Genomic DNA, 25,935 nt, shown 5'->3' on the forward strand with positions numbered 1-25,935 from the left:
TATATTTAGTCTTCTAATAAGGTAGCCCGACAAAAACTACCTTCGGCTCCGGTTATTTTCAGAGGAAAAGCGTTAAGCGTATAAACACCAGGTTCGATGTCTTTTACATAAGCACATTCCATAATAATAACTTCGTTACCTAACAGAATCATATGAGATGGTTTATCCGGAGAAACTTTGGCATCAACACTTACATAATCAACACCAACAAATTTAACTCCCTGATCTACTATATATTGAGCAGCTTCGCTCTCTATATAAACATAATCATCTTTAAATTCTTCCATTCGGTATTTTAGGTTTGAAGTTTTAAAAATAATTTTGTCTGCTTCGAATTTAATATTGGATAAAAATTCTTTACTGACGGCTGGATATTCATCCGGTACTTCTATTACCTGGCACTTTCCGTAGAAACGCTCTAGCGGAATATCATCCATTGTTTTCCCGCCTTTAATATAGTGGCAGGGTGCATCTAAATGTGTTCCTACGTGGGAAGGTGCCTGAATATATGAAACCTGATTTTGATCTCCATTTTCAAAACTTCTCAACCATTTTCTTTCGAAAGGCGCTAATGATGGATATTTCATCATCCCTTCCGAAAACGGGACTGAGATGTCATGAATTTTCATTAGATCATTCCTAGGTTCACCAGTGCTTCTTTAATGTTTGCTTTTTCTTCTTCCGTTGCCGGTACAAATGGCTTGCGAGGGTAACACTTCACGATGCCACGAATCTCAAGCATTGAGTAGATAGCCAGCTGAGTAGACTTAGCAAGGTACATTACATCGCGCATTTCGTTGACTGTGAACTGGGTTTCACGACACTTGTCATAGTCCCCTTCCATACCTTCTTTGTACATCTTCTGACAGATTTCCGGGAAGGCATTTGCCAGGCCAGGAATAAAGGCTTCACAACCAAGCGCTCTTGCTGAAAGCCACATTGCTTCTGTACCAAGTGCCAAATCAAACGAGTCATCTTTCAGTACACGTTCATTACGGGCATAAGTAAGGATGTCGAAAGTTGCATCTTTAATACCAGCCAGACCTTTCGCTTTCAGGCGCTCAATCACATCCAGTGAGATTTCATAACCCTGGAACTGAGGGTTGTCATACAGGTATACCGGAATATCAACGCTATCAATCAGGTCGCCATAGAAATCTTCCAGATCCTGAGAGTTATGCTTGAAGTAGTATGGGCCAACAGCGGCTACCGCTTTTACACCAACACGTTCTGCGTGTTGTGCCAGAGCAATCGAGTCACGGTTATTTGTAGAGCCTACCATAGCAACAACAGGGATCTTACCTTCGGTTTCTTCAACCACTACTTCAGCAACCTGCATACGCTCTTCCACAGACATCAGGGCACCCGCACCGTATGAGCCACAGATAAACAGGCCATCAACCTCATCACGTAAGTAGCGAACCAATTTTCTCAATCCAGGGATATCAAGGTCACCATCTTTAGTAAATGGGGTAATCATTGGGGGTACAACACCTTTCATTCTAAACATTTTCAAATGCTCCTTCGTTCACTTTAGATTTAATTAATTCAAGAAACTCTGTTTCTGTTTCACTGTTAATTAGTTTTTCAATAAGTTCTTCGTCGTCGAAGACCTCTGCAATATCCTGAATAAGTTCGATATGGCTTGTGCTGTCTGTTGCAGCAAGAGCAATAATTAACTTCACAGGATCGTTTTCTTCATGGCCAAATATTACGGGCTCGGCCAGGGTAATAACTGAAGCGCAAACTTTTTTAACCCCTTGTTCAGGTCTCGCATGAGGCATTGCTACATTTTTAGTAATAACAATATATTGCGCTTCATCTTTTACTGTCTGAATCATTGCATCGATATAGCGTGATTCAATAAAGCCACCATCTAACATTAATTGACCAACAGACTGAACAGCTTCATATTTATCACCGGCCTCTACCTTCACTTTGACCAGATTATTTTTTAACATCTCATACAACATCTAATATCGTCCTCCTGTTAAGGGATTAGATTAATTAACCAGGCCAGAGCTGCACCGTAAGTTGCACTATCGGTATAGTTGTATACAGCACCTGAATCAGCAGCGATTCCCTGGTATTGATAAATGAATCCCCATCCGAAGGCAGAAATAAAGCCTGCAACCAGGGTTGTGAAAATTACGCCTCGGCGGCCACCATAAACATCAGCAAATACACCTAAGATGCCGCCCTGCCAGAAGTTAATCCAAACCGCTGGTAGCACGATAATCGGAGCGTTCATCATCACCATGACCAGCGTAGCCAGCACAGCACCAATCAGGTTGAACAGGAAGCCGATAAATACAGCGTTTTGCGCAAATCCAAATACAGTTGGGTAATCCAGACCAGGCAGTGCACCCGGAACAAACTTCTCAGCAATACCTTCAAATGCAGGAACCAGTTCGGCAATCAACATACGCACACCTTGCAGAAGCACTGTCAGACCACCGGCAAACTGCATTGCAAGAAGAAGCAGGTAGATAATCCAGTTTTGTCCGCCAGCCGTTTTGCCAACGATTTCAGGACCCGCAACCGCACCCAGTGTTACCCAGATAACCGCAGCGATGATCGCCATACTTACCGTAGAGTCACGCAGCCAGGCCATGCTTTCAGGCACATTGATGTCTTCACAGGTTTTGTCAGGATTACCAACCCACTTACCAACCACACTGGCAAAAGCGATACCTGTTACTTCATGACAATAAACTGTGTATTCATCGGTCATTTTTCCTGATTTGCGCATGAAGTAGCCGATAATGGTCGGGCTAATCCAGTACTGAAGGCCACAAATAACACCAGACAGAAGCACCACACCCCAGCCAGGAAGGTTTGTTGCGGCAACCATGCCCACAATCCATGCAGACCAGTGCAGCATCAGGTGTCCGGTAATGGCGACATTCTTGTAGCGGGTTATTCGCGCCAGTAGCAGGTTCAGTGCGAAGCCGATAACCACCGCCAGGCCAACCTGCCCCGCGAAATCTTTCATCACAACACCCATGACGAAGAATTCTTGCGGCTGTACACCTTCCACACCAATCATCTCGCGAATCCAGGACACGATTGGGTTAATCGCGTTCTGTAGCAGGATGACACCGGCCATCAGTACGTAAAAACCAATGATGGCTTTTACCGTACCCATCAAAATATCACTGCTGGATTTTCTCTGAAGTAACAGACCGACTAATACGATCAGACCAAACAAAACCGCCGGCTGACCAAAGATTTGAGTTGCAATAAAATTTAAAAATTCCATCTGTGCACCTCAGTTTTTATTTAAATTGGTCAATAATTGAAGATATCTTTTCACCAAGCTCTTTTTTACTCACCATGTTGTCCATGATAATAGTTTGCTTGGCATCGCAGTTTCTTATTTGTGGAAATATATCCGGTGTAGTAATCAATACGTCAGGTTTTAATCCACCCGCGCCTGAAACATTTGTATTTTCAGCTTTTACCTTTACACCATGAGAAGTGAAAATTTTCTCGGCATTCATTTTAAGCATAAGACTAGAGCCTACGCCTACAGAACAGACGCATAATACGTTAATCATAATTTATACCTTATTGTTTACGTTATATTATTTTCATCATATTTGATGATTATTAGAAATTCTTATCTTACTTTCTTTATCTCGATATATCTTGCAATAAAGAATAGAGCTCTGATGATGTGTTTACCGCTTCTATTTTTTCTACCACATCATCAATATTAAATATTTCTGCAATATCCATTATCACTTTGCTATGCTGGTTGTTATCTATTGCAGCTAACACCAGTATTATTTTTATTTCTACTTTTTTATTATTCTTAGTAACAAGTATTGGCTCATCTAATACTGCCAGGGCAACACCTATCTTTAATACCCCCGCTTTAGGTGAAGCATGTGGCATAGAAAGACTGTCTCCGATTAAGAAATAATGATCATATTTATTTTTATGTCTGATTATTTCTTCCACATAACTGTCTTTAATATAGCCATACTTAACAAGTGGTTCACTGGCTTTTGTTACCGCCTCTTCCCAATTGGAAGCCTTTAAGTTGATCTGACAACATTCAGGCAGAAGAACATCCATTAAGTTCTGTGATAAATCCGTATTCCGGTTCAGCCCTAACAGCTTCATCAAATCCTGCTCAAGCTGTTCCTTATTATTAATCGTACAGTGCTGGTCAATAATATTAAGCATTTTTGAATACTGACTCAGCTGTATATCCGAATACCCGGTAGATAAAAAGTACGCAACAATACGTCTGATATCTTCCTGAGTAAGAATCGGATTAATCACAATAACAGGCTTACTCAGTGTCACTGACATATCTACTGTGGAAATCACAATATCTATATCGCTAAGGTTATAATCATTAATGTCTTTAATCGATAACTGGTCGACAACCCTGATATTCGAAAATTCTGTCTCTATTCTGTTGGTTAAAATCTTTGAACTGCCAATCCCCATTCCGCAAACAACAATGGCACGGTACAAATTCATCTTCTTGTGCGGCGTGACATGTTCCAGGCCAAGCTCAATATAGATAACAAGGTAACCCACTTCATCATCGGAGATATCCGTTCCGTAGTAACGGTTAAACCGCTGAGCCGCCCTTTGGCACACTATGTAAGAACGGTGATAGTCCTTTTTAATTGTCTCCAGCTCCGGATTTATAACACTGACATCATACTTGATGCGTAAAACCGCAGGCTTAACATGCACAAACAGATTGTTTTTCAGCTCATAGTTGTCGTTCAGGTTTACGCCGTACTCAAGCTCAACCTCTTCAAAGATAAGATCCACCAGTTTTCTGGACATGTCATCTTTGTTTATCGATTCAACCTCGGTTAACTGAGCGCCCAGTATATGCAGAACCAGGTAAGCCACTTCGTTCTCATCCAGCTTGATTGCATACAGATCCTCAAGAGGCATAAGTACATTGGTAACAACTTTATATTCATCCAGTTTTTTTAGCTGGGATAACTCTTCTTTATCCAACTGAATCGGCTTGTTCATTTTTAGCCGTTCAATAGATAATGCTATATGCATAATGATACCGGCGTAGGATAGATCGGTAATTTTTATGCTCAGCTTAGACTCAATTATTGAGATTCTATTTTTAATATCGTCAGTATCTAAATTGTCAACCAAATTATTCACAAATTTATTGATACTGTGATTTTTATTATCATTTAATAAAAAATAATCTGATTGAAAGAAATACTCTACCAGTCTCTGTTTATTAATATTGCTGTAGATCACATCCATGATTATCTTTCGGCGAGACTTCTCATCAATGTTTATTAAAAATCCATTTTTATCCCTGGTGTATCCTACTTTTCTGTCTTTCAGCTCATTTTCAATTTTGCCAAGATCATGCAACACCGTCGATTTAGACACAAAGAAATTATCAGCCAAATCAGTAGTTTTTAACGGCTCGTATGACTGTAACAGCATGATAAGAGTCATGTTATAACGCTCATCATTTGTTGCATATACCCGGGTTTTGCTACCGTCTATATCAATAAACTCTTTTACTTTTTCTCTGTTATTAAGAGTGACTCCAACATGAGGTTTTGTCTTTATATCAATGCCGTTCGATGCTGCCCACTCGGTTAGATCACGCAAGTCATACTGAATGGTTCTTACACTCACATTATTTAATTCCGCAATTCTTTTTGCTGTCACCGGAACCTGTGAGTTATATAAAATTTTCAGTATCTCTTGTTTTCTAACTGACAACATAATCAAACCTCATCTCTTATGCTTCTATTCTATGATTACAGTTTCGAAATGCAATAAGTACGTGGTGGATGATTTTGCGTGTTTAATAAGTGCAATTTCGTGCGTTCATTGCACTTATTAAAAAATGAGATCTAACACACAGAATGCTGACTACATTATATGGTTAGAGCAAGAGAGAAAATAAACGACTAGCCGTCTATAGCGCTTCAGTACTCTGCCGCTATCATTACGCAGCGGACTCAGCAAATGGTGCAACCTGAGATGAAAAGCGCACAAGGTGATGCAAGAAGGCCTGAAACAGCTCTCCCACAGAAGATATTCCAAGTTTTCCGTAAGCACTTTTACGATGCACTTTTACCGTGCAAACAGATATATCCAGGCTATCCGCTATCTCTTTATTGCCAGATCCCTGAATAATTAAGGAAACCACATCTCGTTCCCGGCTTGTAAGGAGATCGCTGGCGAAATGCGTCAGTGACAAACGAATCACCTTGGCAAGATCTTCGCAACCATCTCCTTCCCAAATATTAGGAAAGTCGTATATTGATGAATTAGGATGCAACATAATAAATACTCACAAGATAAATACTCCCATCAAAGGGAACTTAATTAAAATAATAATTAGGGCTGTAATTCATCATATAGGCAATATGCAAGCCAATTGTTTAGTAAAAACAAATCACATTATAATCAATGAGATAGGACCCACCCTTACAGAGTAATTTCAACTCCGCCTATCCATACCTGTGATATTTCCTAGTTGTGTGATATATCACAACGAAATATCATCAGCTAACTGATAAATTAAGGTATCTTAGGCAACTTTAATTTAAGACCATGGAAAGAAATAGTTTTTACCGTCATGCTATAGAAGCATTAACAGGTAGCTTAAATATTGAAGAAGGGTTAAAAAACTGTATCACATTTTTATCGACTGTGATCCCTTGTGATGTAATTTCTGTCCACCTGTGGGATGAAAACTTAGGCTCTCTAAAAATTCACGCAACAGCAGACAGCGAGCAGGGGCACCTTTGCGATATCATTATTCCCGTTAAAAAAAACTGGCAACATCTTCCACGTTGGGAATATGACCTTGATATAAGGATAGTGAATAACTATCTGGACGATCCTATCAGCGTTATGGTCCAGGAGAATTTAAAACCTATTTATGGAGACCATATATATTCGCACCTGATATCCCGTGTAAAAGTTGGCACCGAACGAATCTGCGACATTGTATTGCTTGCAAGGGGTGAAAACCGCTTTACCACAGATGATGCAAAACTTTTCACCTCTCTGGACTCTCCTTTCGGTATTGCAGTCTCTAACAGCTTAAAACACCTGAAAATATTAGAGATGCACGCCAAGCTAGTGGATGAGAACGCTCTTCTCAAAGACAGAATTAAAAAGTTTTCCCAGTCTCAGGTAATCGGAACCAATAGCGGGCTGAAACAGACAATGCAAAAAGTCCTTGAAGTGTCCGCCACCAATGCTCCAGTGCTTATTTCCGGAGAAACGGGGGTTGGTAAAGACATCATTGCAAATGCTATTCAGCAGCAATCCCTGCGTAAAAATGAACCTTTTATCCGGGTTAACTGTGGAGCCATCCCGGAAGAACTTGTTGATAGCGAACTGTTCGGTCACGAAAAAGGATCTTTTACCGGCGCATTGGAGAAAAAGCTGGGGCGCTTCGAAAGAGCTCACAAAGGCACCATCTTTCTTGACGAGATTGGCGAACTTTCAAAAGCCGCTCAGGTAAGGATGTTAAGGGTTTTGCAAAATGGTGAAATCGAAAGAGTGGGCGGCAATGAGACTATCAAGGTCGATGTACGCATCATTGCTGCAACCAACCGCTCTCTTGAGGAGATGGTAGAAGCAGGTGAGTTCCGGGCCGATCTCTATTACAGGCTGTGCCTTTATCCTATAAAAGTACCGGCCCTGAAAGACCGGTTGGAGGATATTCCGATATTTGCCAACTATTTTATTTCACAAAGCAGCCAGAAGTTCCATATCCCCACGCCTGAAATTGCCTCTGGAGAAATAGATAAACTGCAGTCTTATCACTGGCCGGGCAACGTTCGTGAACTTGCTAATGTTGTAGAGCGAGCGGTGATCTGCGCTCAGGGAAAACCTGTTAAGTTTGATATTCATACAAACGAAGACAGGCCTTCTTTTGTCAGTTCTTTGAATAACCAATCAATTTCAGCAGTAGCAACTTTGAATGAACTGAATAAAGAGCACATAGAAAGGGTTCTGAAGTTAACAAAAGGAAAGATACAAGGCCCTGACGGTGCCGCACAAATTCTGGATATTAACCCTCATACGCTACGAAGCCGGATAAAGAAGATGGAAATTGAATATAAAAGCTAACGCGACAGGATAGAAGGCTCTTTAATTATTTAACGCGAATATCAGACCATGGATACCGCTTCTGACATCGCAAAGCTGGAGTCAATTAAGCGCCGGGTAGAAGGATGAATGGCTTCCTGTGCCAGATTCCCGCTCACCAGGGTTTCAACAATACACCCGTTATCCATAACATGGATGGTGTCACAAAGGGTTTCAGCCAGGGCCAGATCATGAGTGATAAATATGCAGGCAAAACCTAACTCTTCTCTCAGTTCTTCAAACACAGCAAGAACCTGCTTTTGTATGGTGGCATCCAGAGCCGAGGTCGCCTCATCGCAAATAAGCAATGAAGGGTTGATACCTGTAGCCCGGGCAAAAACAATACGCTGTAGCTGTCCACCGGAAAGCTGATTGGGATAACGGGTGAGAATATCCTCGGCCAGTCCTACCTTAGCCAGCAAGGCTTTGGCATGAGTGTCCGGATTGATATCTTTCAGCCTTTTGAAGTTTTTAAAGGGCTCCAGCAGATACTGCTTCACCTTCATTCTTGGCGGGAAGCTACTCAGGGGATCCTGGAAAACCATCTGAACCTGCTGGTAATAGTCCATAAGGTTTATGGAACCTATCTCTTCTCCCCTGAGAAGAACCTGCCCGGAATCCTGACTATGGATCCGGCAGAGCAGACGGGCCAGTGTGGATTTACCCGACCCGCTCTCGCCGACGATTCCAACACATTCTCCTGCCCGGATTTTAAGGTTAATATCTTTCAGCACATGGGTTACTTCCCCCTTCTGCTCAAAGAATTTGTCCAGTTGCCGGATTTCTAACAAGGTTTTTTGTGTACTACTCACTTCTTGTCGCCTTTAGGTGAGGAATGGCCCGCACTAACTGGCCGGAATAGGTATCTTCATCACGTGAAATAACCTGTTTCACTGAGCCATAATCGACTATCTGCCCATTTTTCATTACCAGCAAATTGTCAGCAATGGATGCACAGGCGCTGATGTTATGGCTGACCATGATGACCGAGGTACCATACTGTTTCCTGCGGGCATTTAGTTCCTTAACCACCACTTCCTGTGTGGTCACATCCAGTGCAGAAGTGGGTTCATCCGCCAGAATAAGCTCAGGATTCATAGCCAGTGACATTGCGATGGCGATTCTCTGCTTCATTCCGCCACTAAGCTGCCAGGGGCGGGAGCTTAAGATGGCTTCGGGATCCTTAAGCCTGAGCTTTTCTATCTCCTCTAACGCCAGCAGTCTCGCTTGTTGCTTAGTCAGGTTTTTATGGTTACGAATCGCCTCAACAAATTGTCTCTCAACGGAAACCATCGGGCTCAGTGATGCACCGGGATTTTGAAAGATCATCGCAATCCGTCCTCCCCGCAACTGTCGCCACTGCTCTGCTGAAAGCGCTGCGGTATCCACCCCGTCAAATTCATACTTGCCGTTCTCTGTCACAGCGCCACTCCCCAGCAGATTGATAAGAGCGCGGATCAGCGTCGTTTTGCCGGAGCCGCTTTCTCCTACAACTCCGAGGATCTCTCCGCGCTGAAGACTAATGCTGACATCCCGGAGAGCCTTATGCCCTCCGGGGTAGCTGATTGACAACGACCGGACATCAACAAGTGGCCGGTTATCTTTATCAGTCATTGGCAAGCTTCAGTCTTTCATCGATGTAGTAAACTTCAGAAACGAATTTATGCACGCCAGAAATTCGTTTGTTATATACCACGTTGCCTTTCTGATAGAACAGGAATATGCCCGATACGTCATCCATCAGCATTTTGGCACCTTCCGCGCCCAACTGAGTACGTTTTTCTTTATCTATGGTGCGGCTTAGCTCGTCCATCAGTGAGTCAAACTTCGGGTTGCTGTATTTACCTGAGTTGCCGTGAGAATCTGCGATGAAGCTGGACAGGAAGTATTGAGGATCCAGTGTCGGAGCTGAAGTCCATCTTTCAAACAGGAAGTCGTACTGGCCCTGCTTAGCGGCTTCAGTATGGTTTTCCATCTGCTTCACTTCCATACCAATGCCCACTTTTTTCAGCTCAGACTGCATCGCGATACCAATGTTTCGCGCCTGAGCACCGTGGTTGGTCATACTGATATATTGAAGTACGATATTTTTACCATCAAGCTCGCGGATACCATCGCCATCTGTGTCAACAAAGCCCGCTTTATCCAGCAGCTGAATGGCTTTTTCCTGATCGTAGCCGTATGAGTCCGCGCCTTTGTGGCCGAATGGCAGCAATTGGTTAAAAGGACCGCGCGCTGGGATACCACCGGCAATTTTCTCTGCGTATACATCTTTGTGAATCGCATGGTGGATCGCTTGTCTGAACTCAGGGCTCTTCATCCAGGGCTTAGCAAAGTTGGTACGGACAAAAAAGATCCTTAGATTCGGGCTGCTGAGCACTTTCAGGTTCTCATCTTTTTCAAGGACCGTCAGATCCGCCGGGCTTATCTGTGGTGCAAAATCAAGTTCACCAGACTGCAGAGCCATAGCACGGGTGCTTTCATCAGAGATGTATTTTACATTAACCTTGTCGACTCCAGGCTCTCCGCGCCAGTGGTCCGCATGTTTTTTCATCACGATGCCGGTTTCAGATGAGAAGCTCTCCACCATAAATGGACCGGTAGCCACAGGCTGGTATTTAAATCCATCCGGGTTCTCTGACGCCGCCTGCGCATCAATAATGATAAACACTGGATCAGCCAGCATATTCAGAAGTGTTGCGTATGGACGTGTGGTTTTTACAGTTAGCTTGTTACCATCGGCTTCAATTGTATCAACCGGGATTTTCATGTCTTTACGGTTGGTCATTTCAAGCGCTCTTTCCAGAGAAGCTTTTACCGCTTTTGCATCCGCAACTTTGCCGTTGTGAAATTTAATGCCGTCCCGGATAGTAAACTCAGTGGTCAGTTCATCAACCTGTTTCCAGCTTTGGGCAATAACCGGCTTAAATTGCAGGTTTTCATCGATCTGAATCAAGTTTTCACCAATGCCTACGCGGGCAACGGTCCAGCCGTTCCAGCTTGTGGTCGGCTCGATATCACCATCCAGCCAGAACACAGACATGTTTACGGTACTTTCTTGCGGCGCGGCCTGCACTGCCGACATAGGCAGCATCAGTGCCATCGCGGTTACCAGGGGAGTTAGTATCTTCATCTATTTTTTCACTCTTCGGATTATGTTATGGGTTTTAAATTCGTTCAGGATTTAAATATTTACGTGTCGCATCACCCAGGATGTTAAACACGACAACGACAGCAAAAGTAGCCAGGCCGGGGTAAATAACCAACCAGGGTGCGCTCTGCAGATATTCTTTACCTTCGCTCAGCATATTTCCCCACTCCGGGGTTGGTGGCTGGACTCCCAGCCCGAGGAAGGAAAGCCCGGCAAGCGCGAGCATCATATTGCCGATATCCAGACTAAGCTGAGTCAGCATCGGCGGAAGAATAGCCGGCAGAACATAGTGACGGATAAGCGTGAACCGGCTGGCTCCCGCCATACGACCGGCAATAACTGCATCACTCTGCATCGCCGTCCTCACCAGCACTCGGCTAAGGCGGGCAAATTTAGTCCACCAGATAATAGCGAGGGCACATATGGTATTGACGATGCCAGGGCCAAGCAGGCCAACCACAGCAATGGCAAAAACAAGGTCGGGGAAAGCGAGAATGGTATCAGCCACACGCATAATACAGGTATCAACCGCACCGCCACGCATACCTGCAGCGATGCCGATCAGGATCCCCAGTACAAAAATCATACTCAGCATGCCAAAGGTCATACCCAGTGAGATACGGGCGCCATACAATAAACGGGACAGAATGCAGCGGCCAACCTGATCGGTACCCAGCGGATACAGCGCACTTGGCGGCTCCAGAATATGAAGAAAATCGGTTTCCAGCGGATCATGGGGTGCAAGTGAAGGGCCAAGCAACGCAATGGCGACCAAAGCTGTTGCAAGAAGAACCGCCAGAAAAAACTGATGCCTTTTATCGATATTTCTGCTGATCATTTATTCGACCCCGCCAGCATCAGTCTTGGGTCTAATATCTCAGCGACCACATCAGCAAAGAAGTTAACTGTCACATAGATCAACACCATGATAAGTACATAGGCTTGCAGGACAGGGTAATCCCGGTGTGAGATAGACTCTATCGCCATACTTCCCAGCCCCGGCCATGAGAATATCGATTCAACAATGACGGTTCCGCCAAGAAGCAGAGCACAGGAAAGACCAAAAAGTGTCGCCAGGCCACCAAGTACATTAGGCAGGACATGGAACAGAACAATTGAACTCTCTTTACACCCCCTCGCCCTTGCGCCAACCACATACGCCTTGGTCATCTCTTCACTGATCATGGACTGAATCTGACGCGTATAGCGGCCAATCAGCGGGATCGCCAGAGTAAAGGCGGGCAGTACAACACTCTCAAGTGCATGCGGGTCGGTTAACTTAAACCACTTCAGGTAGACGATAAAGTTAAGTATCAACATCAGACCCAACCAGAAGTCAGGCACAGAGACTCCGGCAAAAGAGAGGATTCGTATCAGGTAATCCGAAGGTTTGCCTTCCCGTAGCACCGCCGTAATGGCAAACAGAAAAGAGAACACCAGCATGATAACAATGGCTGCCACTGCCAGTCTGAACGTCATTGAAAAACGGTGACTGATCATCTCTGCAACGGGCTCACCTGTTCTGAGCGATACACCTGCATCAAGAGTCAGAATACCGCTTAACCAGTTCCAGTATTGAACCAGAAAGGGTTGATCCAGCCCCATCTTCACCTTCATTTCAGCCAGTGCCTCTGCAGAAGGAGAGATCCCACGAATTTCAAAATAAACTTCTGCCGGATCACCGGGGCTTAACCAGGTAAGAAAAAAAGTCAGCAGTGTTGCAGCTAACATCACCATTGCAAGCTCAGTTAGCTTTTTCGCTATGGCCTTTTTCATAAAGCAGACCTTAATGATGAAAAGTGCTGCCCCAGAATCTGTTTCCAGGCAAAGACAAGTGTCAGGCTACGGATAATGCAAAACACGGTAAAGGTTATCCATAAGCCGTGATTCCCTAGTTGGGGGACGAGTGTAAACTTAAGCGCAAGGAAACCGATAAGCGCATATACCATGGCGTTTCTGATTGGAGCAGAGCAGGTTGCACCAATAAAGAAACCGGCATAAACAAGGCCTGGAGCCATGGCGATAACAAATGCAATCAGGTAGAAGAAATACTCGTTACATACCGTCAGTACATTCTCTATATCGGTAAACAGATAGAGTATTTCGTCCTGGAATATCGTCAGGCAAAGAATAACGATCAGGCTTTTTATACTCATATGAAGATGAGCAATACCTCTGAGACGGTTAAGGCTCTCAAGATCTTTGTTACCCACACTTCTGCCACCAATAACGGATACTGCGTTAGCATGACCGTCAAACAAGTAAGCAATTAAATACTGTATCTGGAACAAAATAGCATTGGCAGCCAGAATATCTGTTCCCATGCTGCTGCCGGTCGCAACAAAGATATTGGTCATGGTAAGCAAACAGATGGTTCGTATAAACAGATCTCTGTTCATAGCCGCCATCCTGGCGATAGCTTTTGCTTCAAAAACACCGCTTAGATATTTGCGAAGCTGAGTAACAGGTAACCTTCTGAAGATAAGAAAAGCTCCCAAAATGAAGCCTAACGCCTGTGAAATAAGGGTCGCATAGGCAACACCTTCCACTCCCATATGCAGGGAATGAACAAAGATAATATCCAGAATAATGTTCAGGCAGTTAATACCGATTTGCAGGAAAAGTACCTCACGAACCAGTCCCCTTCCCATGAGCCAGCCAAGGTTAACGTAACCTATAAGAACAAAGGGTGCGCCCCAGATCAGAATATCAAAGTAGCTTTTAACGTGAACGGCTATGTCCGGATCGACCTGATAAACCGCCATGGCGCCATCTATCACCAGGCTCTGGATCAGCACAAAAAGCAGACCCACTGCCGCAGCAATAACTCCGGGACGAAGCCACGCCAATGCGACCTCATCATCGCGGTTATTTGCCAGTGTTTGGGCGGTGAAGCCAGATGTCGCAACACGAAGAAAACCGAGCAGCCAGTAAAGCGTATTAAAAATGACGGTACCGACAGCCACCCCTCCGATAAAAGTCGGACTGTCCAACCGGCCGACTACCGCAGTGTCTACCGCTCCGAGTAACGGCTGTGTCATGGTAGATAAAATAAAAGGTATTGCGAGTTTTAGGTATTCTTTTTGAGAGCAGTAATTCACTGCATACTCCCTTAACATTCTTATAAAAATATCTTATATGACCTTCGCATTGCAGATAAAAGCTCTGCATAAGGCTTTTCATATTAAATGAGAGAACAAATTTGTATCAATTACTAAATACAAATTATCAGAAGGATCAATGTGAAGCTGTCATCTTCCCGGACAAAGCCAGTGATATTCGATGGCTCGCTCACCAATTACAGTTGCGGGAATAGAGCCAAACTTTCACCTAATCTCCTATTATAAGCAGCAAAAATAAACCACTTCACCTAAGAGGCGGTAGAATTGTAAATGATATTGATTGTTATTTCCATAGTTAATCTATAAAAATAGACTACATACAAAAACAATACATAAATTATATTTCAAATAAAAAGTAGTAGCCGTAGCCTACAAAAAAAGCTGGAAGAGCTGAGTAAAAAGTAGCAACCAGCGCCGCCTTTGGCGCTAATGCTATTGCGGGGAAAAGAGCATCACCGTCGTTAGAGATAGCATTGGCTAACTGAGCAGAGAGTGGTACCGCACCGGAAATATACAGGCTGGTCACCAAAATTTGTGGGCCGCAACCCGGCAACAAACCGATAGCAATGCCAACCATAGGCAACCAGATACCCCAGTGAGAGAACAAGGCTGCCAAATCTATTCCTGCAAAAGTAGTCACCAATTCAAAAATCAGGAAGGCCATCACTACCCAGGCGGTCACAAAGTTAGTGTCCTGAGCTGTTTTCTGCAGAGGGTGAGAGGCGATGCATTTCTTATCTTCTGATACCGAGGACTCGTAGTCTTCAATCTCTTTGGTGAACGCCCACAGGCTCAGACAGGTAATGATAAGAATCGTACCAGTCCACTCTATAGTCATATCGGGCAGGCTCAGCGCTGCATTTACATCAACCTGAAAAGAGCCCAGAAAAGCAATAATAGTTGCTGGGATCAATAATAGCTGCCATACCTTACCCTGAATATTGATAGCCATCTGCTCAAAACGAGTATGTCCCGGACTATTATGTCTGCCAGCGAAATCAGCAGTCATCTTAGGACGAAGAAAATCATCCTGATGCAGAGCATTAACCGCCCAGCCTGTAATCGCGCCCACAACAACACCTGTCGCAACGACAGCCGCACCAATATCTGGCTTACTGGCCAAAAGCAGAAATGCCGCATCACCCATAGTTGCGGTCAAAACAGCAACAATTGCACCAAATCCAACCCGGCCACTGACAAATTGAGTGGTAACAATGATCGCACCACCACAGCCCGGTAATGCCCCCAGTAACGCAGCAAACAGTACCTGGTAGTTTCGAGAATAACTATAAAGCCGGACAATACTGCTGTCTCTGTTCATAAATACAGAGAAGTAGTGGTAAATCGCCAGAGTAAATGCAACGTAGGCCGATACGGCCCAAAAGGCATCAGAAAGCGTATTAACCGTCAGCTCTCTGGTTGGTTCCGCAACAATCAGCGAAAGCATAAAAATAGGCAACAAGCCTCTTTTATATTTAGGCTTGAACTGTGTGTCAGCTATCCAGCGTGTAAAGGCGTTATTAATCTGTGACGGGACCATAGCTTACTCAATCCAACTTAAATGCGAATAATTCTCATTATAGTCGTTAGTTTTTCAATAGCAAGCCAGAATAGTCAATCATACTAATCTGAATGGTATGATAAGTATCAGTACAAATCTAAAACCAGCAGGATGGCAAAACCGATAAACAACAGACCGCTGATTTTGTGCAACAGATTAATGTTGAGCCGCGCCAGCAACTTACGGCCCGCATATATTCCCATCAGGGAAGTAGCAGCTAAGGCAATAGTTGCACCAAACCAAACAGCCAGAGACAGATGCGTTGTGCTCATGGTTACGACCGCCAGCTGAGTTTTGTCACCCAACTCAGCCAGAAAAATCAGCATAAATGTTGTAATCAAGATGCTGCGTGTCGTTATCTTCTCATTTGCCACTTCTTCTTCATCGTCGTCTCCCGCCAGCAATGAATGCAGGCCAAACAGTACAAACAAAGAAGCAGCTGCAATAGTTAGCCAGGTTTCAGGGATAAGGTGAGATAAGCTGCTACCAACAGTGACAGCCAGAATATTAAGCAGCGAAAACGCCGCTATTGCACCAATCGCGACCGGTTTGGCCTTATGCTTCGAAGCCAGAGTCATACACACCAACTGACTTTTGTCTCCGAGTTCAGCCAGGAAAATCACCCCAAATGCGAGAAATGATGAGGAAAAAAGTTCAAGTGAAAGGTTCATATAATAGTTCTAATTGGCAATACTCAACTGCGGGCGGGCGATGATATCACAAAACATACAAATTAACCGAACGGCACTATAAACCATTAGCCTCCAGCTAATGCATTATTAGTCATACACTATCTAATCAATAGGCCTCAGATTAAATACTATTAGCCCGGTAATATCTTGGAACCCTTAAGGCATTCAACATGAAAAAATATCTGACGATTGCGGCATTCCTGCTCTCTGCTCTGGGCTTTTCATACCAGGCACTATGCAGCGACTCAATTCATCTGGCAGCCTACCACGGTAATGAAGAAAAAGTTATTGAGCTTTTAGCCTCACATCCGGACCCTGATGCCCGAGACTCATATGGTGGTACAGCCTTGCACGCGGCTATGTTTCAGAACAATACAGAGATTGTCCGGCTTCTTGTTGACGCAGGATATGATGTTAATGCTGTCGGACCAAGTAATGGTTACACTCCTTTGCATGATGCAGTTTGGGCTGACAACCTGCCGGCATTAAAGATTCTGGTAGAAAACGGTGGAGACACTCGCATTAAAGGGCTGGACGGAAATACGCCTCTGGAAAAAGCGCGTAAGGAAGGAAAAGACGAAATTGTTGTTTATCTTAGCAAAGTTCAAAAGTAAGTTAATGAGACCACCGTTTCAGGTGGTCTCTGCCTTTGTTTTATCCGCTTCCCGTTTCAAGCCCGCTGAGTTGCTCAAACAAGTCTCGCGGACTTTCACCCAAAAGCTCTCCGATTTCTTTTAGTTTCATCTCACCGGAGATCTCACTGTTTTTCTGCTGCAGCTTGCTCAGCGTCACTTCTAAATCCACGCCGTAACGTTGACTCAACTCAGTAAGAGTTATTTTGCCAAACCCTGTTGAAGGTGCTTTAAGCTCTGGTTGCTTCTTATCTGTCTCAACAGGTGCTGAAGACATCATAGCCAGCTAATCAGCCCAATGTGCAACACGACCTTCAGGAACAATAAACAAGACGATGCTCGGCACCACTATCCCATTTCTGCAATTCACATGTCCCGTATTGCTGATTTTTTCCACTCTGGCTCATCGCTAATATTCTTTCCGTACCTTGATTTCGAATAGCGGCATACAGCCCTGACAGGAGACGAATATGAAAGCGGTAGTTTTAGAGCAAACCGGCGGTAGCGACAAACTAACATACAAAGACATTGAAAAACCGGCAGTTAAAGAAGGTCAGGTTCTGGTTCAGATGAAGGCAGCACCTGTTAACTTTATCGATACGGTTATCCGCGAAGGCAATATGCCTCCAGGCATGATGCCTGAACTGCCGTTTATCTCAGGTGTTGAAGGTAGCGGTATTATTGCAGATGCAAACAACACAGAGCTGAAAGAAGGTCAGAAAGTGGCTTTCCTTGGCCCTATCGGAGCTTCCACTTACGCTGAGTACACAGCAGTAGATGCAGACAAACTGATCCTGCTACCTAAATCAGCGAACCTGCTGGAAGCCGGTGCAATGCCGGTCACTTACTTCACCGCTTACCATATGCTTCATAACGTGGTTCGCGCAGAGCAAGACAAATTTGCGCTGATTTATGCATCAACAGGTGGTGTTGGCACCGCGCTTATTCAGCTTGCAAAAGTAGCTGGCGTTAAGGTTATCACCCTTGACCGTAAAGACGAGAAAGTTGAGCAGGCACTAAAACTTGGGGCTGACTACGCCTTTAACTCAACTGGTAACTGGGTTGAAGAAGTGAAGAAAGTGACTAACGGCAAGGGTGTGGACTACATCTTTAACCCTGTTGCCGGAGACACCATCAAACAGGATCTGGAAGTACTTGCTACACTGGGCCACATTGTTGTCTTCGGGTTTCTGGCTGGCGTAGGCGAAACAAACCTTCAGGCTGAAGCCGTACAACATTTTAGTAAGGCTCCGACCATTACTTACTCTGAAATCTATGCCACATTCTTCAGCGATTTTCCACTGGTTAAGAAGTCCATGGATGCTATCTATCAGCTGCTTGATGAAGGCAAAATCAAGCCCGTCTATTCCACTATGCCTCTGGAAGAAGCATCAAAGGCGCATGACCAACTGGAAAGCGGCCAGATTATGGGCAAGCTGCTACTGACTCCGCAAAGCAATTAATCACTGATATTCGTATAACAAAGTCCCGCACTGGCGCTGCTTGTGCGGGAGTCAAATAACCAGGAGAACAATATGTCTCAACAAAATACAGGCAAAGTCGCATTGGTAACCGGTGGCAATCAGGGACTCGGTTTTGCCATTGTAAAAGGACTGGCTAACCGTCTGAGCTCTGACGATACTGTTTACCTCTGCTCACGCAGCGTTGATCGCGGAGCCACAGCTCTGAAAGAGCTGGGCCAGACAAATGCGAAAGTAGAAGTGCTTCAGCTTGATGTCACTGATGCAAAATCAATTGAAGCTATAGCTGTACTTCTGAAAGAGCGCCATGGCGGAATCGATATTATAGCTTCTAATGCTGCGGCGAGAATCAACAAAGATGTACCTCAGCCTGAGCAAGTACGTGCGTTCGTAGCAACTAACAATCATGGTTCACGCGATCTGCTTGAAGCACTATGGCCACTTCTGAATAAGGGTGCGCGTTATGTAATGGTAGCCAGCGCCTTTGGTCAGCTTAACTACCTGCCTGAAAGACTTCACAAGCTGTTCGATACTGACACACTGTCTCTGGAAGATATTGAGCAGAGTATGGACCATTTTGTTGAATCTATGGAAAGTGGCCGAGCGGAAACCGAAGGCTGGCCTGAGTGGATCAACATTTCTTCAAAGATCGGACAAGTGGCAACAGCACGCGTAGCTGCTCGTATGATGAACGAATCCCGCGCAGATGATGACATTCTGATCAACGCAACCTGCCCGGGTCTTGTGGATACTGATGCATCAAGGCCATGGTTCGACGATATGAATGAAGCCCAATCACCAGACCAGGCGGCTCTGGCAATACTGGACTTGCTGTTAACCAAAGCAGGAACAAAAGAGCCAAACGGCCAGTTGGTTCAGTTCGGTCAGTGCCTGCCTTGGCTGTAAGTTAACATTCCACCTTCAAGACTATGAAGCTAATTAATGGAGCCAGAGTGAACCTCTGGCTCTATTTGTTCTGATCAAACCGCATGCGCCAGCCACTTGCACGGCTCTAAGCTCATATCAGAAAAAGTCGCTGTAAAAGAGGATTTCAGCGGGCTGCAGGCGTAAACACCAAACTTCACTTTATTTGATGCAGGCAATGGCGGATTACATTTGCCCATTTCAGCCGTAGTTTCGCCCAGAGAATGCAGGTGGAAGATCCGCATCTGTTTGAACGTCTCACCATCTAAAGAGTACTCAATCAGAAAATCCGGACCTCTGCGGCTCAGGCGGTACCAGATATGATCCGGCAGCGGAATATCCGTTGTTGCCCAGTCGGAATACCCCAGGTTTGTTACCACACTACCCAGACGTGAAAATTGCTCATTTTCATACTCAATTGAGGCTTTAAACCAGTTTTCATTATCGAGATAAATAATCAGACCACACTGGTCAAACTGAGCCTGATAATCAAAGCTCACCTTTGCTGTAAAAGTGAAGTTTTCTCCTGATTCAAGCTGCAATGCAGGCGCATTATCATTTCTGAATCCGTAGTACGAGCGCTGCCAGAAGTCAGTTTCGGGTTCTGTGGTAATTGAAACAAGTTCAGGGGTAACATTATGTTGCTTAGGCTCAAATATCCATTCGCCTTTAGTAAAATCTATCATTGTTCTTTTTCCTAACCGTTTGATATGCCGATTGTAAAGCTGCTTGTTGTGAAAAAAAGAGGGGGATGTCATGTTATCCCCCCATCTGAAATCAGGACAACTGGTTGAGGCACTGAAAACTTATACACATAGCACGCTTTCTCCATGCAATAAAATGTCAATCCACTCACCAACCCCTTGTTCCCATGCTCCAGCGTGGGAATGCATACCGCGTCTGAAGACAACCACATAACAAGCTGAAATAAAAGAAAATAAGTTCAGAGACAGTTTATACTCCGGCTGATAACTTTGAGTCTAATATGCATTCCCACGGAGGACCATGGGAACGATAATCCTGCATAACTATTCAAGCAACTGATACCGGGTACTGCGACCTGCACCAGACTTAACCAAACACCCCTGTTCTACCAACGCAGCCAAATGACGAGTGGCAGTCGGTTTGCTTACCTTAGCGACTTTGTGGTACTGAGAGGTATTAATTCCATCAGCAAAGTCCCCATCGAGCATTCGGTTAAGCACTTTCACCTGTTCTTCAACCAGTTTAGTTTGATCCACGTTGCGCCAAAAGTTGGTTTTAAACACGGTCTGAGTAATCTCTTTTAACGCCCCATTTAACGTTTCGTTTAACGTGTCAAAGAACCAGACTAACCAGGCAGTGATATCAACGTTTCCTTTCTGAGTCCGCTCCAAGATCTCGTAATAACTTTTTCGGTTCGCCAATATACCAACTGACATTGCATAAAAGCGTACTGACTGCTGCTCAGCCTGAGCCAGTGCCAAATCCGTTAATAAGCGAGTAATACGACCATTTCCATCATCAAGCGGGTGCAGCGTAACAAACCACAAATGAGTGATTGCAGCTCTGAGCAGCGGGTCGAGTGAAGCATCCTCCCTGGAGTCATTAAACCACTTGATGAATTGCTCAAGTTCTCCATCGAGTATGTCGCGCCCCGGAGCCTCAAAATGAACGATAGGCCTGTCGATTCGCCCGGAGACAACCTGCATTGGAGCATCACCACGCAGGCGACCACCAATAACTGGATTAAATATGGTATAGCCCTCTGGAAATAACCTGTCATGCCAGTGCAGAATTCTTTCAAGCGTCAAAGGAGTATCCAGGTTTTCTACAGCATCTATCATGATTTCGGCAAGGCCATCAGTTTGTTCTGTTGTTGGGAAAGGTCGCTCTTCTGTCAGGCCCAGTTTGTTAGCCAAAGATGAGCGTACAGAGAAAGCATTGAGCTTTTCCCCCTCAATCGCACTAGAATGGACAATGTTCGCCAGTAAGGTATCCAGCATACTCTCTTTCTGATCCTGAGCCTGGCTGAGCATCTTACCCAGCAAGATACCCTGATTGAGACGCGTCTGTCTCATCATCGGTTCGATGACGGTTTTATCCCAATTAAAAGTTGGCCAGTCAGCTTGTTGCCAGATCCACATAAAGATACCTTGATTTGAAAAGTTTGTTTTTCAAATCACATTATGAGTTGTTTATAGGCCGAAATCAAATCACAACATGATTTGATTAATGGATAATTCTAATCAGAATCCACATTAAAACCCTGTCGGACTAATATCAGACAGAAGCACACGATCTGTTGCCGTTAAGCAGTCTTGGCGATACTCACACCATGGGACTGGAAGATATCAACGAAGCTTTCTCTTCCTGATTTCTCTGCTTGATGTAGTCAACAATATGCCTGATCTGGCTAATGGTATGCCTTCTCCCCAGATAATACGCAAACATTGTCCGGGTTCTCGGCTTATAGTCGGGCACTGAAAGCTCAACCACCTGCGGATCTTTTATCATTTCACTTGGAAGCATACCGATAAACTGTCCGCCTTTCACTGCGTGATAGGCCAAATCCAGGTCATCTACCACCAGCTTTGCGCCGGGCTGAAACTTCTTTTCGCTCATCTTCTGATCCATAAATGTCCAGGTGCGAGCGGGAGCAGAAATAACAGCGGGAAGTTGCGCCAGTTGTTCTAAAGAGACATGGTCTGGATTGATATTATGAGCGGCTACAAATGCATTGGTGGCACAAAGAGAGTAAGGAATATCCCACAAACGCAATGCTATGGCTGAAGAGTCGGTTAAGGGACCAACACGAAAAGCCAGATCAACATTTTCCTGAACCAGGTTTAAATTGACATTCGATAAAGAGAGTTCGAGGTTTAACTCCGGATGCTCGGAAGCAAAGTCAATTAGCCAGTTACCCAGAAAATCTAAACCGGCACGCACAGGCATAGAAACAGAAAGAGAGCCTTTAAAACGAAGCTCGTCATCAATCGCCAAATCAACGGAATCACTAAGAGATTCCAGTAATGGCGCACAGTCGCGATACAGCTGCAACCCCCTGTTTGTTACTTTGACTTCTCTGGTGGTGCGATGCAAAAGGTGAAGTTCTAACGCATCTTCCAGAGCATCAATTCTCCGGCTGACGGTACTATGCGGAATGCCTAAGAACTCAGAAGCTTGTTTCAGGCTTCCTTTTTCTACAACCGCGCAAAACACATTCAGATCATCAAATACTCTTTTCATACCAGACTCCCACTCTCGCTTGTCTGCTATTCTAATCCAAAACAAACTGCGAGATTATCCCAAAAACGCAATTCAGTTATCCAAAACTGCTCAACCACAGTTCAGACATTGCTAACACCTTATAATTCGAGGTTTTCAGGTTGATTGTGGAAATTTCAGAAACAGTCTATGGAAAGATATCGTGATGTAAATCACATTTATCTATCTATAATACACCGCATGTTAGACCTAAGCAGTGTAACGCAACATCGCGTCCACATGCTAAAACGCAGTAAGTACAGATACCATGGCTACAAAATATTTTTTATCCGATAAGTTTGTTTTCTATCCTGAGTCCGGAGTGCTGGTAGAAAACGGTGATGTTGAAAAAACGGTGAATATGGGCAATAACGAAAGCCAGTTACTTTCAATGTTTGTCAGAAACCCGAATAAAAACTTATCCCGTAAAGCGTTGCTTGATTCCGTTTGGAGCGAGCAGGGTTTTGTTGTCGAGCCATCCAGCTTAACTCAGTCTATCTCAACGTTAAGAAAGCTTTTAAATGACTCTGCAAAAGCGCCTGAATTTATTAAAACCGTGCCTAAAATGGGTTACAAGCTGATTTCCCCGGTAGCCGTAGAAAGTAACGAAGTAAGTAAAGTCACGCCTGATACAGCATCGGAAAGCCAATTCAGTATTCAAGCGTTAGAAACTACCAGCTCATATAAAAACGAAGAGACTTTTGGCTTCTTTTCTTCTCTTGCTAATGTTTTCCGCAAGATGCAGCAAACTTCCTTTTACTATTTATCTGGCATTTAAATCAGATTTTTCTTGCTTAATTATTAAGCATTTCTATGTAAATCCACTGACCTTTTCTTATGATAGTTATCAGCCTGCAGCATTCGCTGCAGGTTTTTTTATTTCTGTTGTTTGTGAACAAAAAAGCACTAATTGAATTTCGGGATATCAACTTTCAATCATTTAACCTATTGTTAGTGACACAGTTACCAGCCACACAAACAGGAGCAAGAAACGTGGAAATGGATGATTTAGACTTCGATTTACCGGAAGGTATGAATCAGTTTTTGGATAGCCGGACTGAAATAGAACTGAATATATATGATGAGATGGCGCTATCTATCACCGAGGAGGAAGAACTTCAGACTGCACCAATCCAGGAAAGTACCAAACAGCTTGAATCTGAGCTAAAACAGCTGGCTGAATCCGGCACTCTGGATACTGACATGGAAGAAATGTGCTGGGAGTCTCTTGTTAACCTTGGTACAGAGTGCGTATTAAATGGCCTTGATGGCAATGGTGCCGGAGCGCAGCAAGTATGCTCACTGCTGTTTTTGCCGGTAGCATACACTGGCCGTTATTCCGATAATGATCTTCAAGCTCTTTCACAAAAGATAACCGAACTGCCGAGGAAGTTAGGCTTAATCGGTGACAACAATTCTTTTGTTCTTTCACCATTTTCATTTCCTGTCACCACGGCAACTGACGTTTCTTTAAAGATGCAACTATTGGCAACCTTAGCAAAAGCCGTTTCCGGATTGGAAGCTGACACCGATATTCTGAGCACTGGTGCCGATTATGCTGAGTCTGTGGATTCAGATATGACCTTACGTACCGGCTATTTCCCTGTACTGCTTACCGGCACATTTGCTGAAGATGATTACGACGCAGGCAATGAGCCGGTAATAGATGAAATAGAAAATAGCGTGGAACTGTTTCAAAGCATTAATGAGTATTTAGCCGAGGCAGATAACGACCTAATGCTTATACGCCCTCCGGTTCAGGCTCCACTTGCCATTGCGGCCACTGAGCAATTTAAAGCAAAAACGACAGCCCTTCTGTTCCAGACCATAAGCCAGAAAAGCAATGAGGCGTGTGAAGTGGAAATGGCCCGCAGTAATGAAGGTATTTCAGTAACCCTGAAAAACAGTCAGGGTGAATGCATCGAAGAGCAGAGTTTCTCGGCCCCGACAGACGCTCTTGCCGAAGCCATAATAGAAACCGTTAATGAAGGCCTGCGAGAATAGCAACAGGTCAATTTTGTACAATTAATTACTTTTTCGATTGGATATATCTAATGGAACAATTCAATTCGAAGTAAAAGGGCATTAAATGAAAACGATCGGCTTACTGGGTGGCATGAGCTGGGAGTCCACTCTCAGTTACTACAAATCAATCAACGAAGGGGTAAAAGAGAGCCTTGGCGGCCTGAACTCAGCAAAGATCTGCATGTATAGCGTAAACTTTGAGGAAATTGAAAAGCTGCAACATCAGGGGAAGTGGGATGAGACTGCGGAAATTCTGTCTGATGCAGCTGCTTCAGTCGAAAAAGGTGGTGCGGACTTTCTGTTAATCTGCACCAACACCATGCACAAAGTCGCTCCTGAAATTGAAACCAAAATCAATATTCCCATATTGCACATTGCGGATGCCACCGCTGAAAAACTGCTTGAAAACGGAATCAGGAAAGTCGGCCTGCTGGGTACCAAATTTACGATGGAGCAGGACTTCTATAAAGGGCGCCTGACAAACAAGTACGGGATTGACGTCGTTGTTCCTGATGAGGATGACAGAACCAGAGTGCATAACATCATTTACCAGGAGCTATGCCGGGGAGAAATCAAAGACGACTCCAGAACAGCCTATACGCAGATAATCGACAAACTGAGAGATCAGGGTGCTGGTGCGGTGATTCTTGGCTGTACTGAAATCGCCCTGCTTGTTCAGCAGCAACATACCGATGTAGCGCTATTTGATACAACGGCAATTCATGCACAAGCCGCTGTTCGTCTGGCAACTAAGCAAGATTAAACATTAGCATTATTTCTGTTTAAATAGGTTATTTGTCAGGCCCAAAAAGAGCTCTGACATACTCGTCATCTGAGCTTTCCCACTCCCATGAAAAAGAACTATCGCTCTTTACAGAGCGATAGTTCAAAAGCGCAATTACAGCACATACAAGGATCAGACAAAAAACTAAGCTCATTACACTCATGAAACTTTTACCCACTTCAGTAAT

The 25,935-nt window shown here is 44.3% G+C and carries 26 protein-coding genes; 7 read left to right on the top strand and 19 right to left on the bottom strand.

Annotated elements, in window-relative coordinates; genetic code table 11:
- Positions 1 to 5: 5 nt before the first annotated feature.
- From L3Q72_RS19585 to L3Q72_RS19615, 7 genes are all read right to left on the bottom strand, one after another.
- Positions 6 to 629 (bottom strand): cyclase family protein, encoded by a 624-nt coding sequence (locus tag L3Q72_RS19585; protein ID WP_275132234.1) that lies wholly within the window; start codon positions 627 to 629, stop codon positions 6 to 8.
- Complete coding sequence (locus L3Q72_RS19590; RefSeq protein WP_275132235.1) at positions 629 to 1,510, bottom strand: dihydrodipicolinate synthase family protein; 882 nt, start codon at positions 1,508 to 1,510, stop codon at positions 629 to 631. The genes L3Q72_RS19585 and L3Q72_RS19590 overlap by 1 nt, the downstream gene beginning before the upstream one ends.
- Positions 1,503 to 1,973, bottom strand: a complete 471-nt coding sequence (locus tag L3Q72_RS19595; protein ID WP_275132236.1) for a PTS sugar transporter subunit IIA — start codon at positions 1,971 to 1,973, stop codon at positions 1,503 to 1,505. Before L3Q72_RS19595 ends, L3Q72_RS19590 begins: the two co-directional genes overlap by 8 nt.
- Positions 1,974 to 1,990: 17 nt before the next feature.
- Positions 1,991 to 3,262 carry a PTS transporter subunit IIC gene (locus L3Q72_RS19600; protein WP_275132237.1) on the bottom strand — a complete coding sequence of 424 codons (1,272 nt, stop codon included), beginning with the start codon at positions 3,260 to 3,262 and terminating at the stop codon, positions 1,991 to 1,993.
- A gap of 16 nt (positions 3,263 to 3,278) precedes the next feature.
- Positions 3,279 to 3,560 carry a PTS sugar transporter subunit IIB gene (locus L3Q72_RS19605; protein WP_275132238.1) on the bottom strand — a complete coding sequence of 94 codons (282 nt, stop codon included), beginning with the start codon at positions 3,558 to 3,560 and terminating at the stop codon, positions 3,279 to 3,281.
- 76 nt (positions 3,561 to 3,636) lie between these two features.
- Positions 3,637 to 5,742, bottom strand: a complete 2,106-nt coding sequence (locus tag L3Q72_RS19610) for a BglG family transcription antiterminator (RefSeq protein WP_275132239.1) — start codon at positions 5,740 to 5,742, stop codon at positions 3,637 to 3,639.
- 226 nt (positions 5,743 to 5,968) lie between these two features.
- Complete coding sequence (locus L3Q72_RS19615; protein WP_275132240.1) at positions 5,969 to 6,307, bottom strand: helix-turn-helix transcriptional regulator; 339 nt, start codon at positions 6,305 to 6,307, stop codon at positions 5,969 to 5,971.
- Between the two features lie 272 nt (positions 6,308 to 6,579).
- On the opposite strand from L3Q72_RS19615, the gene L3Q72_RS19620 reads away from it, so the two are divergent.
- Positions 6,580 to 8,112 carry a sigma-54 dependent transcriptional regulator gene (locus tag L3Q72_RS19620; RefSeq protein ID WP_275132241.1) on the top strand — a complete coding sequence of 511 codons (1,533 nt, stop codon included), beginning with the start codon at positions 6,580 to 6,582 and terminating at the stop codon, positions 8,110 to 8,112.
- A gap of 41 nt (positions 8,113 to 8,153) precedes the next feature.
- Here L3Q72_RS19620 and L3Q72_RS19625 read toward each other — a convergent pair whose 3' ends face one another.
- The 8 genes from L3Q72_RS19625 to L3Q72_RS19660 all read right to left on the bottom strand — a co-directional run bounded on the left by L3Q72_RS19625 (position 8,154) and on the right by L3Q72_RS19660 (position 16,635).
- Positions 8,154 to 8,942: a dipeptide/oligopeptide/nickel ABC transporter ATP-binding protein gene (locus L3Q72_RS19625; RefSeq protein WP_275132242.1), complete on the bottom strand. Its 789-nt coding sequence runs from the start codon at positions 8,940 to 8,942 to the stop codon at positions 8,154 to 8,156.
- Positions 8,935 to 9,744 (bottom strand): ABC transporter ATP-binding protein, encoded by an 810-nt coding sequence (locus tag L3Q72_RS19630; protein WP_275132243.1) that lies wholly within the window; start codon positions 9,742 to 9,744, stop codon positions 8,935 to 8,937. Before L3Q72_RS19630 ends, L3Q72_RS19625 begins: the two co-directional genes overlap by 8 nt.
- A complete protein-coding gene (locus L3Q72_RS19635; RefSeq protein WP_275132244.1) occupies positions 9,737 to 11,263 on the bottom strand; it encodes an ABC transporter substrate-binding protein in 1,527 nt (508 codons plus the stop codon). Before L3Q72_RS19635 ends, L3Q72_RS19630 begins: the two co-directional genes overlap by 8 nt.
- A gap of 34 nt (positions 11,264 to 11,297) precedes the next feature.
- Positions 11,298 to 12,119 carry an ABC transporter permease subunit gene (locus tag L3Q72_RS19640; RefSeq protein ID WP_275132245.1) on the bottom strand — a complete coding sequence of 274 codons (822 nt, stop codon included), beginning with the start codon at positions 12,117 to 12,119 and terminating at the stop codon, positions 11,298 to 11,300.
- Positions 12,116 to 13,057 carry an ABC transporter permease gene (locus L3Q72_RS19645; protein ID WP_275132246.1) on the bottom strand — a complete coding sequence of 314 codons (942 nt, stop codon included), beginning with the start codon at positions 13,055 to 13,057 and terminating at the stop codon, positions 12,116 to 12,118. The genes L3Q72_RS19640 and L3Q72_RS19645 overlap by 4 nt, the downstream gene beginning before the upstream one ends.
- Positions 13,054 to 14,382 (bottom strand): MATE family efflux transporter, encoded by a 1,329-nt coding sequence (locus L3Q72_RS19650; RefSeq protein ID WP_275132247.1) that lies wholly within the window; start codon positions 14,380 to 14,382, stop codon positions 13,054 to 13,056. The genes L3Q72_RS19645 and L3Q72_RS19650 overlap by 4 nt, the downstream gene beginning before the upstream one ends.
- Before the next feature lie 358 nt (positions 14,383 to 14,740).
- On the bottom strand, positions 14,741 to 15,943 hold the full coding sequence (locus L3Q72_RS19655; protein ID WP_275132248.1) for a putative manganese transporter: 1,203 nt from the start codon (positions 15,941 to 15,943) through the stop codon (positions 14,741 to 14,743).
- 107 nt (positions 15,944 to 16,050) lie between these two features.
- The gene (locus L3Q72_RS19660) at positions 16,051 to 16,635 is read right to left on the bottom strand and encodes a TMEM165/GDT1 family protein (protein ID WP_275132249.1); all 585 of its coding nucleotides are present in this window, start codon (positions 16,633 to 16,635) and stop codon (positions 16,051 to 16,053) included.
- A 191-nt stretch (positions 16,636 to 16,826) separates the two neighbouring features.
- On the opposite strand from L3Q72_RS19660, the gene L3Q72_RS19665 reads away from it, so the two are divergent.
- Positions 16,827 to 17,270, top strand: a complete 444-nt coding sequence (locus L3Q72_RS19665; RefSeq protein ID WP_275132250.1) for an ankyrin repeat domain-containing protein — start codon at positions 16,827 to 16,829, stop codon at positions 17,268 to 17,270.
- 40 nt (positions 17,271 to 17,310) lie between these two features.
- Here the strand turns inward: L3Q72_RS19665 and L3Q72_RS19670 are convergent, their stop codons facing one another.
- Complete coding sequence (locus L3Q72_RS19670) at positions 17,311 to 17,565, bottom strand: hypothetical protein (RefSeq protein ID WP_275132251.1); 255 nt, start codon at positions 17,563 to 17,565, stop codon at positions 17,311 to 17,313.
- Between the two features lie 193 nt (positions 17,566 to 17,758).
- On the opposite strand from L3Q72_RS19670, the gene L3Q72_RS19675 reads away from it, so the two are divergent.
- Positions 17,759 to 18,751: a zinc-binding alcohol dehydrogenase family protein gene (locus tag L3Q72_RS19675; RefSeq protein WP_275132252.1), complete on the top strand. Its 993-nt coding sequence runs from the start codon at positions 17,759 to 17,761 to the stop codon at positions 18,749 to 18,751.
- A 72-nt stretch (positions 18,752 to 18,823) separates the two neighbouring features.
- Positions 18,824 to 19,675, top strand: a complete 852-nt coding sequence (locus tag L3Q72_RS19680; RefSeq protein ID WP_275132253.1) for an SDR family NAD(P)-dependent oxidoreductase — start codon at positions 18,824 to 18,826, stop codon at positions 19,673 to 19,675.
- A gap of 74 nt (positions 19,676 to 19,749) precedes the next feature.
- On the opposite strand, the gene L3Q72_RS19685 is transcribed toward L3Q72_RS19680, so the two are convergent.
- From L3Q72_RS19685 to L3Q72_RS19695, 3 genes are all read right to left on the bottom strand, one after another.
- Complete coding sequence (locus L3Q72_RS19685) at positions 19,750 to 20,379, bottom strand: DUF1349 domain-containing protein (RefSeq protein ID WP_275132254.1); 630 nt, start codon at positions 20,377 to 20,379, stop codon at positions 19,750 to 19,752.
- A 342-nt stretch (positions 20,380 to 20,721) separates the two neighbouring features.
- Positions 20,722 to 21,819, bottom strand: coding sequence for a Fic family protein (locus L3Q72_RS19690; protein ID WP_275132255.1), 1,098 nt, complete (start codon positions 21,817 to 21,819; stop codon positions 20,722 to 20,724).
- A gap of 184 nt (positions 21,820 to 22,003) precedes the next feature.
- The gene (locus tag L3Q72_RS19695; RefSeq protein ID WP_275132256.1) at positions 22,004 to 22,921 is read right to left on the bottom strand and encodes a LysR family transcriptional regulator; all 918 of its coding nucleotides are present in this window, start codon (positions 22,919 to 22,921) and stop codon (positions 22,004 to 22,006) included.
- Between the two features lie 286 nt (positions 22,922 to 23,207).
- Between L3Q72_RS19695 and L3Q72_RS19700 the strand changes: the two genes are divergently transcribed.
- The 3 genes from L3Q72_RS19700 to L3Q72_RS19710 all read left to right on the top strand — a co-directional run bounded on the left by L3Q72_RS19700 (position 23,208) and on the right by L3Q72_RS19710 (position 25,727).
- Positions 23,208 to 23,717 carry a winged helix-turn-helix domain-containing protein gene (locus L3Q72_RS19700; RefSeq protein ID WP_275132257.1) on the top strand — a complete coding sequence of 170 codons (510 nt, stop codon included), beginning with the start codon at positions 23,208 to 23,210 and terminating at the stop codon, positions 23,715 to 23,717.
- A 221-nt stretch (positions 23,718 to 23,938) separates the two neighbouring features.
- Positions 23,939 to 24,943: a hypothetical protein gene (locus L3Q72_RS19705; protein WP_275132258.1), complete on the top strand. Its 1,005-nt coding sequence runs from the start codon at positions 23,939 to 23,941 to the stop codon at positions 24,941 to 24,943.
- An 85-nt stretch (positions 24,944 to 25,028) separates the two neighbouring features.
- Positions 25,029 to 25,727 carry an aspartate/glutamate racemase family protein gene (locus L3Q72_RS19710; RefSeq protein ID WP_275132259.1) on the top strand — a complete coding sequence of 233 codons (699 nt, stop codon included), beginning with the start codon at positions 25,029 to 25,031 and terminating at the stop codon, positions 25,725 to 25,727.
- Positions 25,728 to 25,935: the final 208 nt, after the last annotated feature.

Source organism: Vibrio sp. JC009, assembly GCF_029016485.1.
Taxonomy (GTDB): domain Bacteria; phylum Pseudomonadota; class Gammaproteobacteria; order Enterobacterales; family Vibrionaceae; genus Vibrio.

What these genes read in the sequence shown, in the direction of transcription:
- L3Q72_RS19695 (WP_275132256.1), bottom strand. Translation starts at nt 22,921, where the DNA reads ATGAAAAGAGTATTTGATGATCTGAATGTGTTTTGCGCGGTTGTAGAA.
- L3Q72_RS19630 (WP_275132243.1), bottom strand. Translation starts at nt 9,744, where the DNA reads ATGACTGATAAAGATAACCGGCCACTTGTTGATGTCCGGTCGTTGTCA.
- L3Q72_RS19675 (WP_275132252.1), top strand. Translation starts at nt 17,759, where the DNA reads ATGAAAGCGGTAGTTTTAGAGCAAACCGGCGGTAGCGACAAACTAACA.
- L3Q72_RS19665 (WP_275132250.1), top strand. Translation starts at nt 16,827, where the DNA reads ATGAAAAAATATCTGACGATTGCGGCATTCCTGCTCTCTGCTCTGGGC.
- L3Q72_RS19635 (WP_275132244.1), bottom strand. Translation starts at nt 11,263, where the DNA reads ATGAAGATACTAACTCCCCTGGTAACCGCGATGGCACTGATGCTGCCT.
- L3Q72_RS19680 (WP_275132253.1), top strand. Translation starts at nt 18,824, where the DNA reads ATGTCTCAACAAAATACAGGCAAAGTCGCATTGGTAACCGGTGGCAAT.
- L3Q72_RS19615 (WP_275132240.1), bottom strand. Translation starts at nt 6,307, where the DNA reads ATGTTGCATCCTAATTCATCAATATACGACTTTCCTAATATTTGGGAA.
- L3Q72_RS19585 (WP_275132234.1), bottom strand. Translation starts at nt 629, where the DNA reads ATGAAAATTCATGACATCTCAGTCCCGTTTTCGGAAGGGATGATGAAA.
- L3Q72_RS19655 (WP_275132248.1), bottom strand. Translation starts at nt 15,943, where the DNA reads ATGGTCCCGTCACAGATTAATAACGCCTTTACACGCTGGATAGCTGAC.
- L3Q72_RS19600 (WP_275132237.1), bottom strand. Translation starts at nt 3,262, where the DNA reads ATGGAATTTTTAAATTTTATTGCAACTCAAATCTTTGGTCAGCCGGCG.
- L3Q72_RS19710 (WP_275132259.1), top strand. Translation starts at nt 25,029, where the DNA reads ATGAAAACGATCGGCTTACTGGGTGGCATGAGCTGGGAGTCCACTCTC.
- L3Q72_RS19640 (WP_275132245.1), bottom strand. Translation starts at nt 12,119, where the DNA reads ATGATCAGCAGAAATATCGATAAAAGGCATCAGTTTTTTCTGGCGGTT.
- L3Q72_RS19610 (WP_275132239.1), bottom strand. Translation starts at nt 5,742, where the DNA reads ATGTTGTCAGTTAGAAAACAAGAGATACTGAAAATTTTATATAACTCA.
- L3Q72_RS19645 (WP_275132246.1), bottom strand. Translation starts at nt 13,057, where the DNA reads ATGAAAAAGGCCATAGCGAAAAAGCTAACTGAGCTTGCAATGGTGATG.
- L3Q72_RS19690 (WP_275132255.1), bottom strand. Translation starts at nt 21,819, where the DNA reads ATGTGGATCTGGCAACAAGCTGACTGGCCAACTTTTAATTGGGATAAA.
- L3Q72_RS19670 (WP_275132251.1), bottom strand. Translation starts at nt 17,565, where the DNA reads ATGTCTTCAGCACCTGTTGAGACAGATAAGAAGCAACCAGAGCTTAAA.
- L3Q72_RS19700 (WP_275132257.1), top strand. Translation starts at nt 23,208, where the DNA reads ATGGCTACAAAATATTTTTTATCCGATAAGTTTGTTTTCTATCCTGAG.
- L3Q72_RS19590 (WP_275132235.1), bottom strand. Translation starts at nt 1,510, where the DNA reads ATGTTTAGAATGAAAGGTGTTGTACCCCCAATGATTACCCCATTTACT.
- L3Q72_RS19685 (WP_275132254.1), bottom strand. Translation starts at nt 20,379, where the DNA reads ATGATAGATTTTACTAAAGGCGAATGGATATTTGAGCCTAAGCAACAT.
- L3Q72_RS19620 (WP_275132241.1), top strand. Translation starts at nt 6,580, where the DNA reads ATGGAAAGAAATAGTTTTTACCGTCATGCTATAGAAGCATTAACAGGT.
- L3Q72_RS19605 (WP_275132238.1), bottom strand. Translation starts at nt 3,560, where the DNA reads ATGATTAACGTATTATGCGTCTGTTCTGTAGGCGTAGGCTCTAGTCTT.
- L3Q72_RS19595 (WP_275132236.1), bottom strand. Translation starts at nt 1,973, where the DNA reads ATGTTGTATGAGATGTTAAAAAATAATCTGGTCAAAGTGAAGGTAGAG.
- L3Q72_RS19705 (WP_275132258.1), top strand. Translation starts at nt 23,939, where the DNA reads ATGGATGATTTAGACTTCGATTTACCGGAAGGTATGAATCAGTTTTTG.
- L3Q72_RS19660 (WP_275132249.1), bottom strand. Translation starts at nt 16,635, where the DNA reads ATGAACCTTTCACTTGAACTTTTTTCCTCATCATTTCTCGCATTTGGG.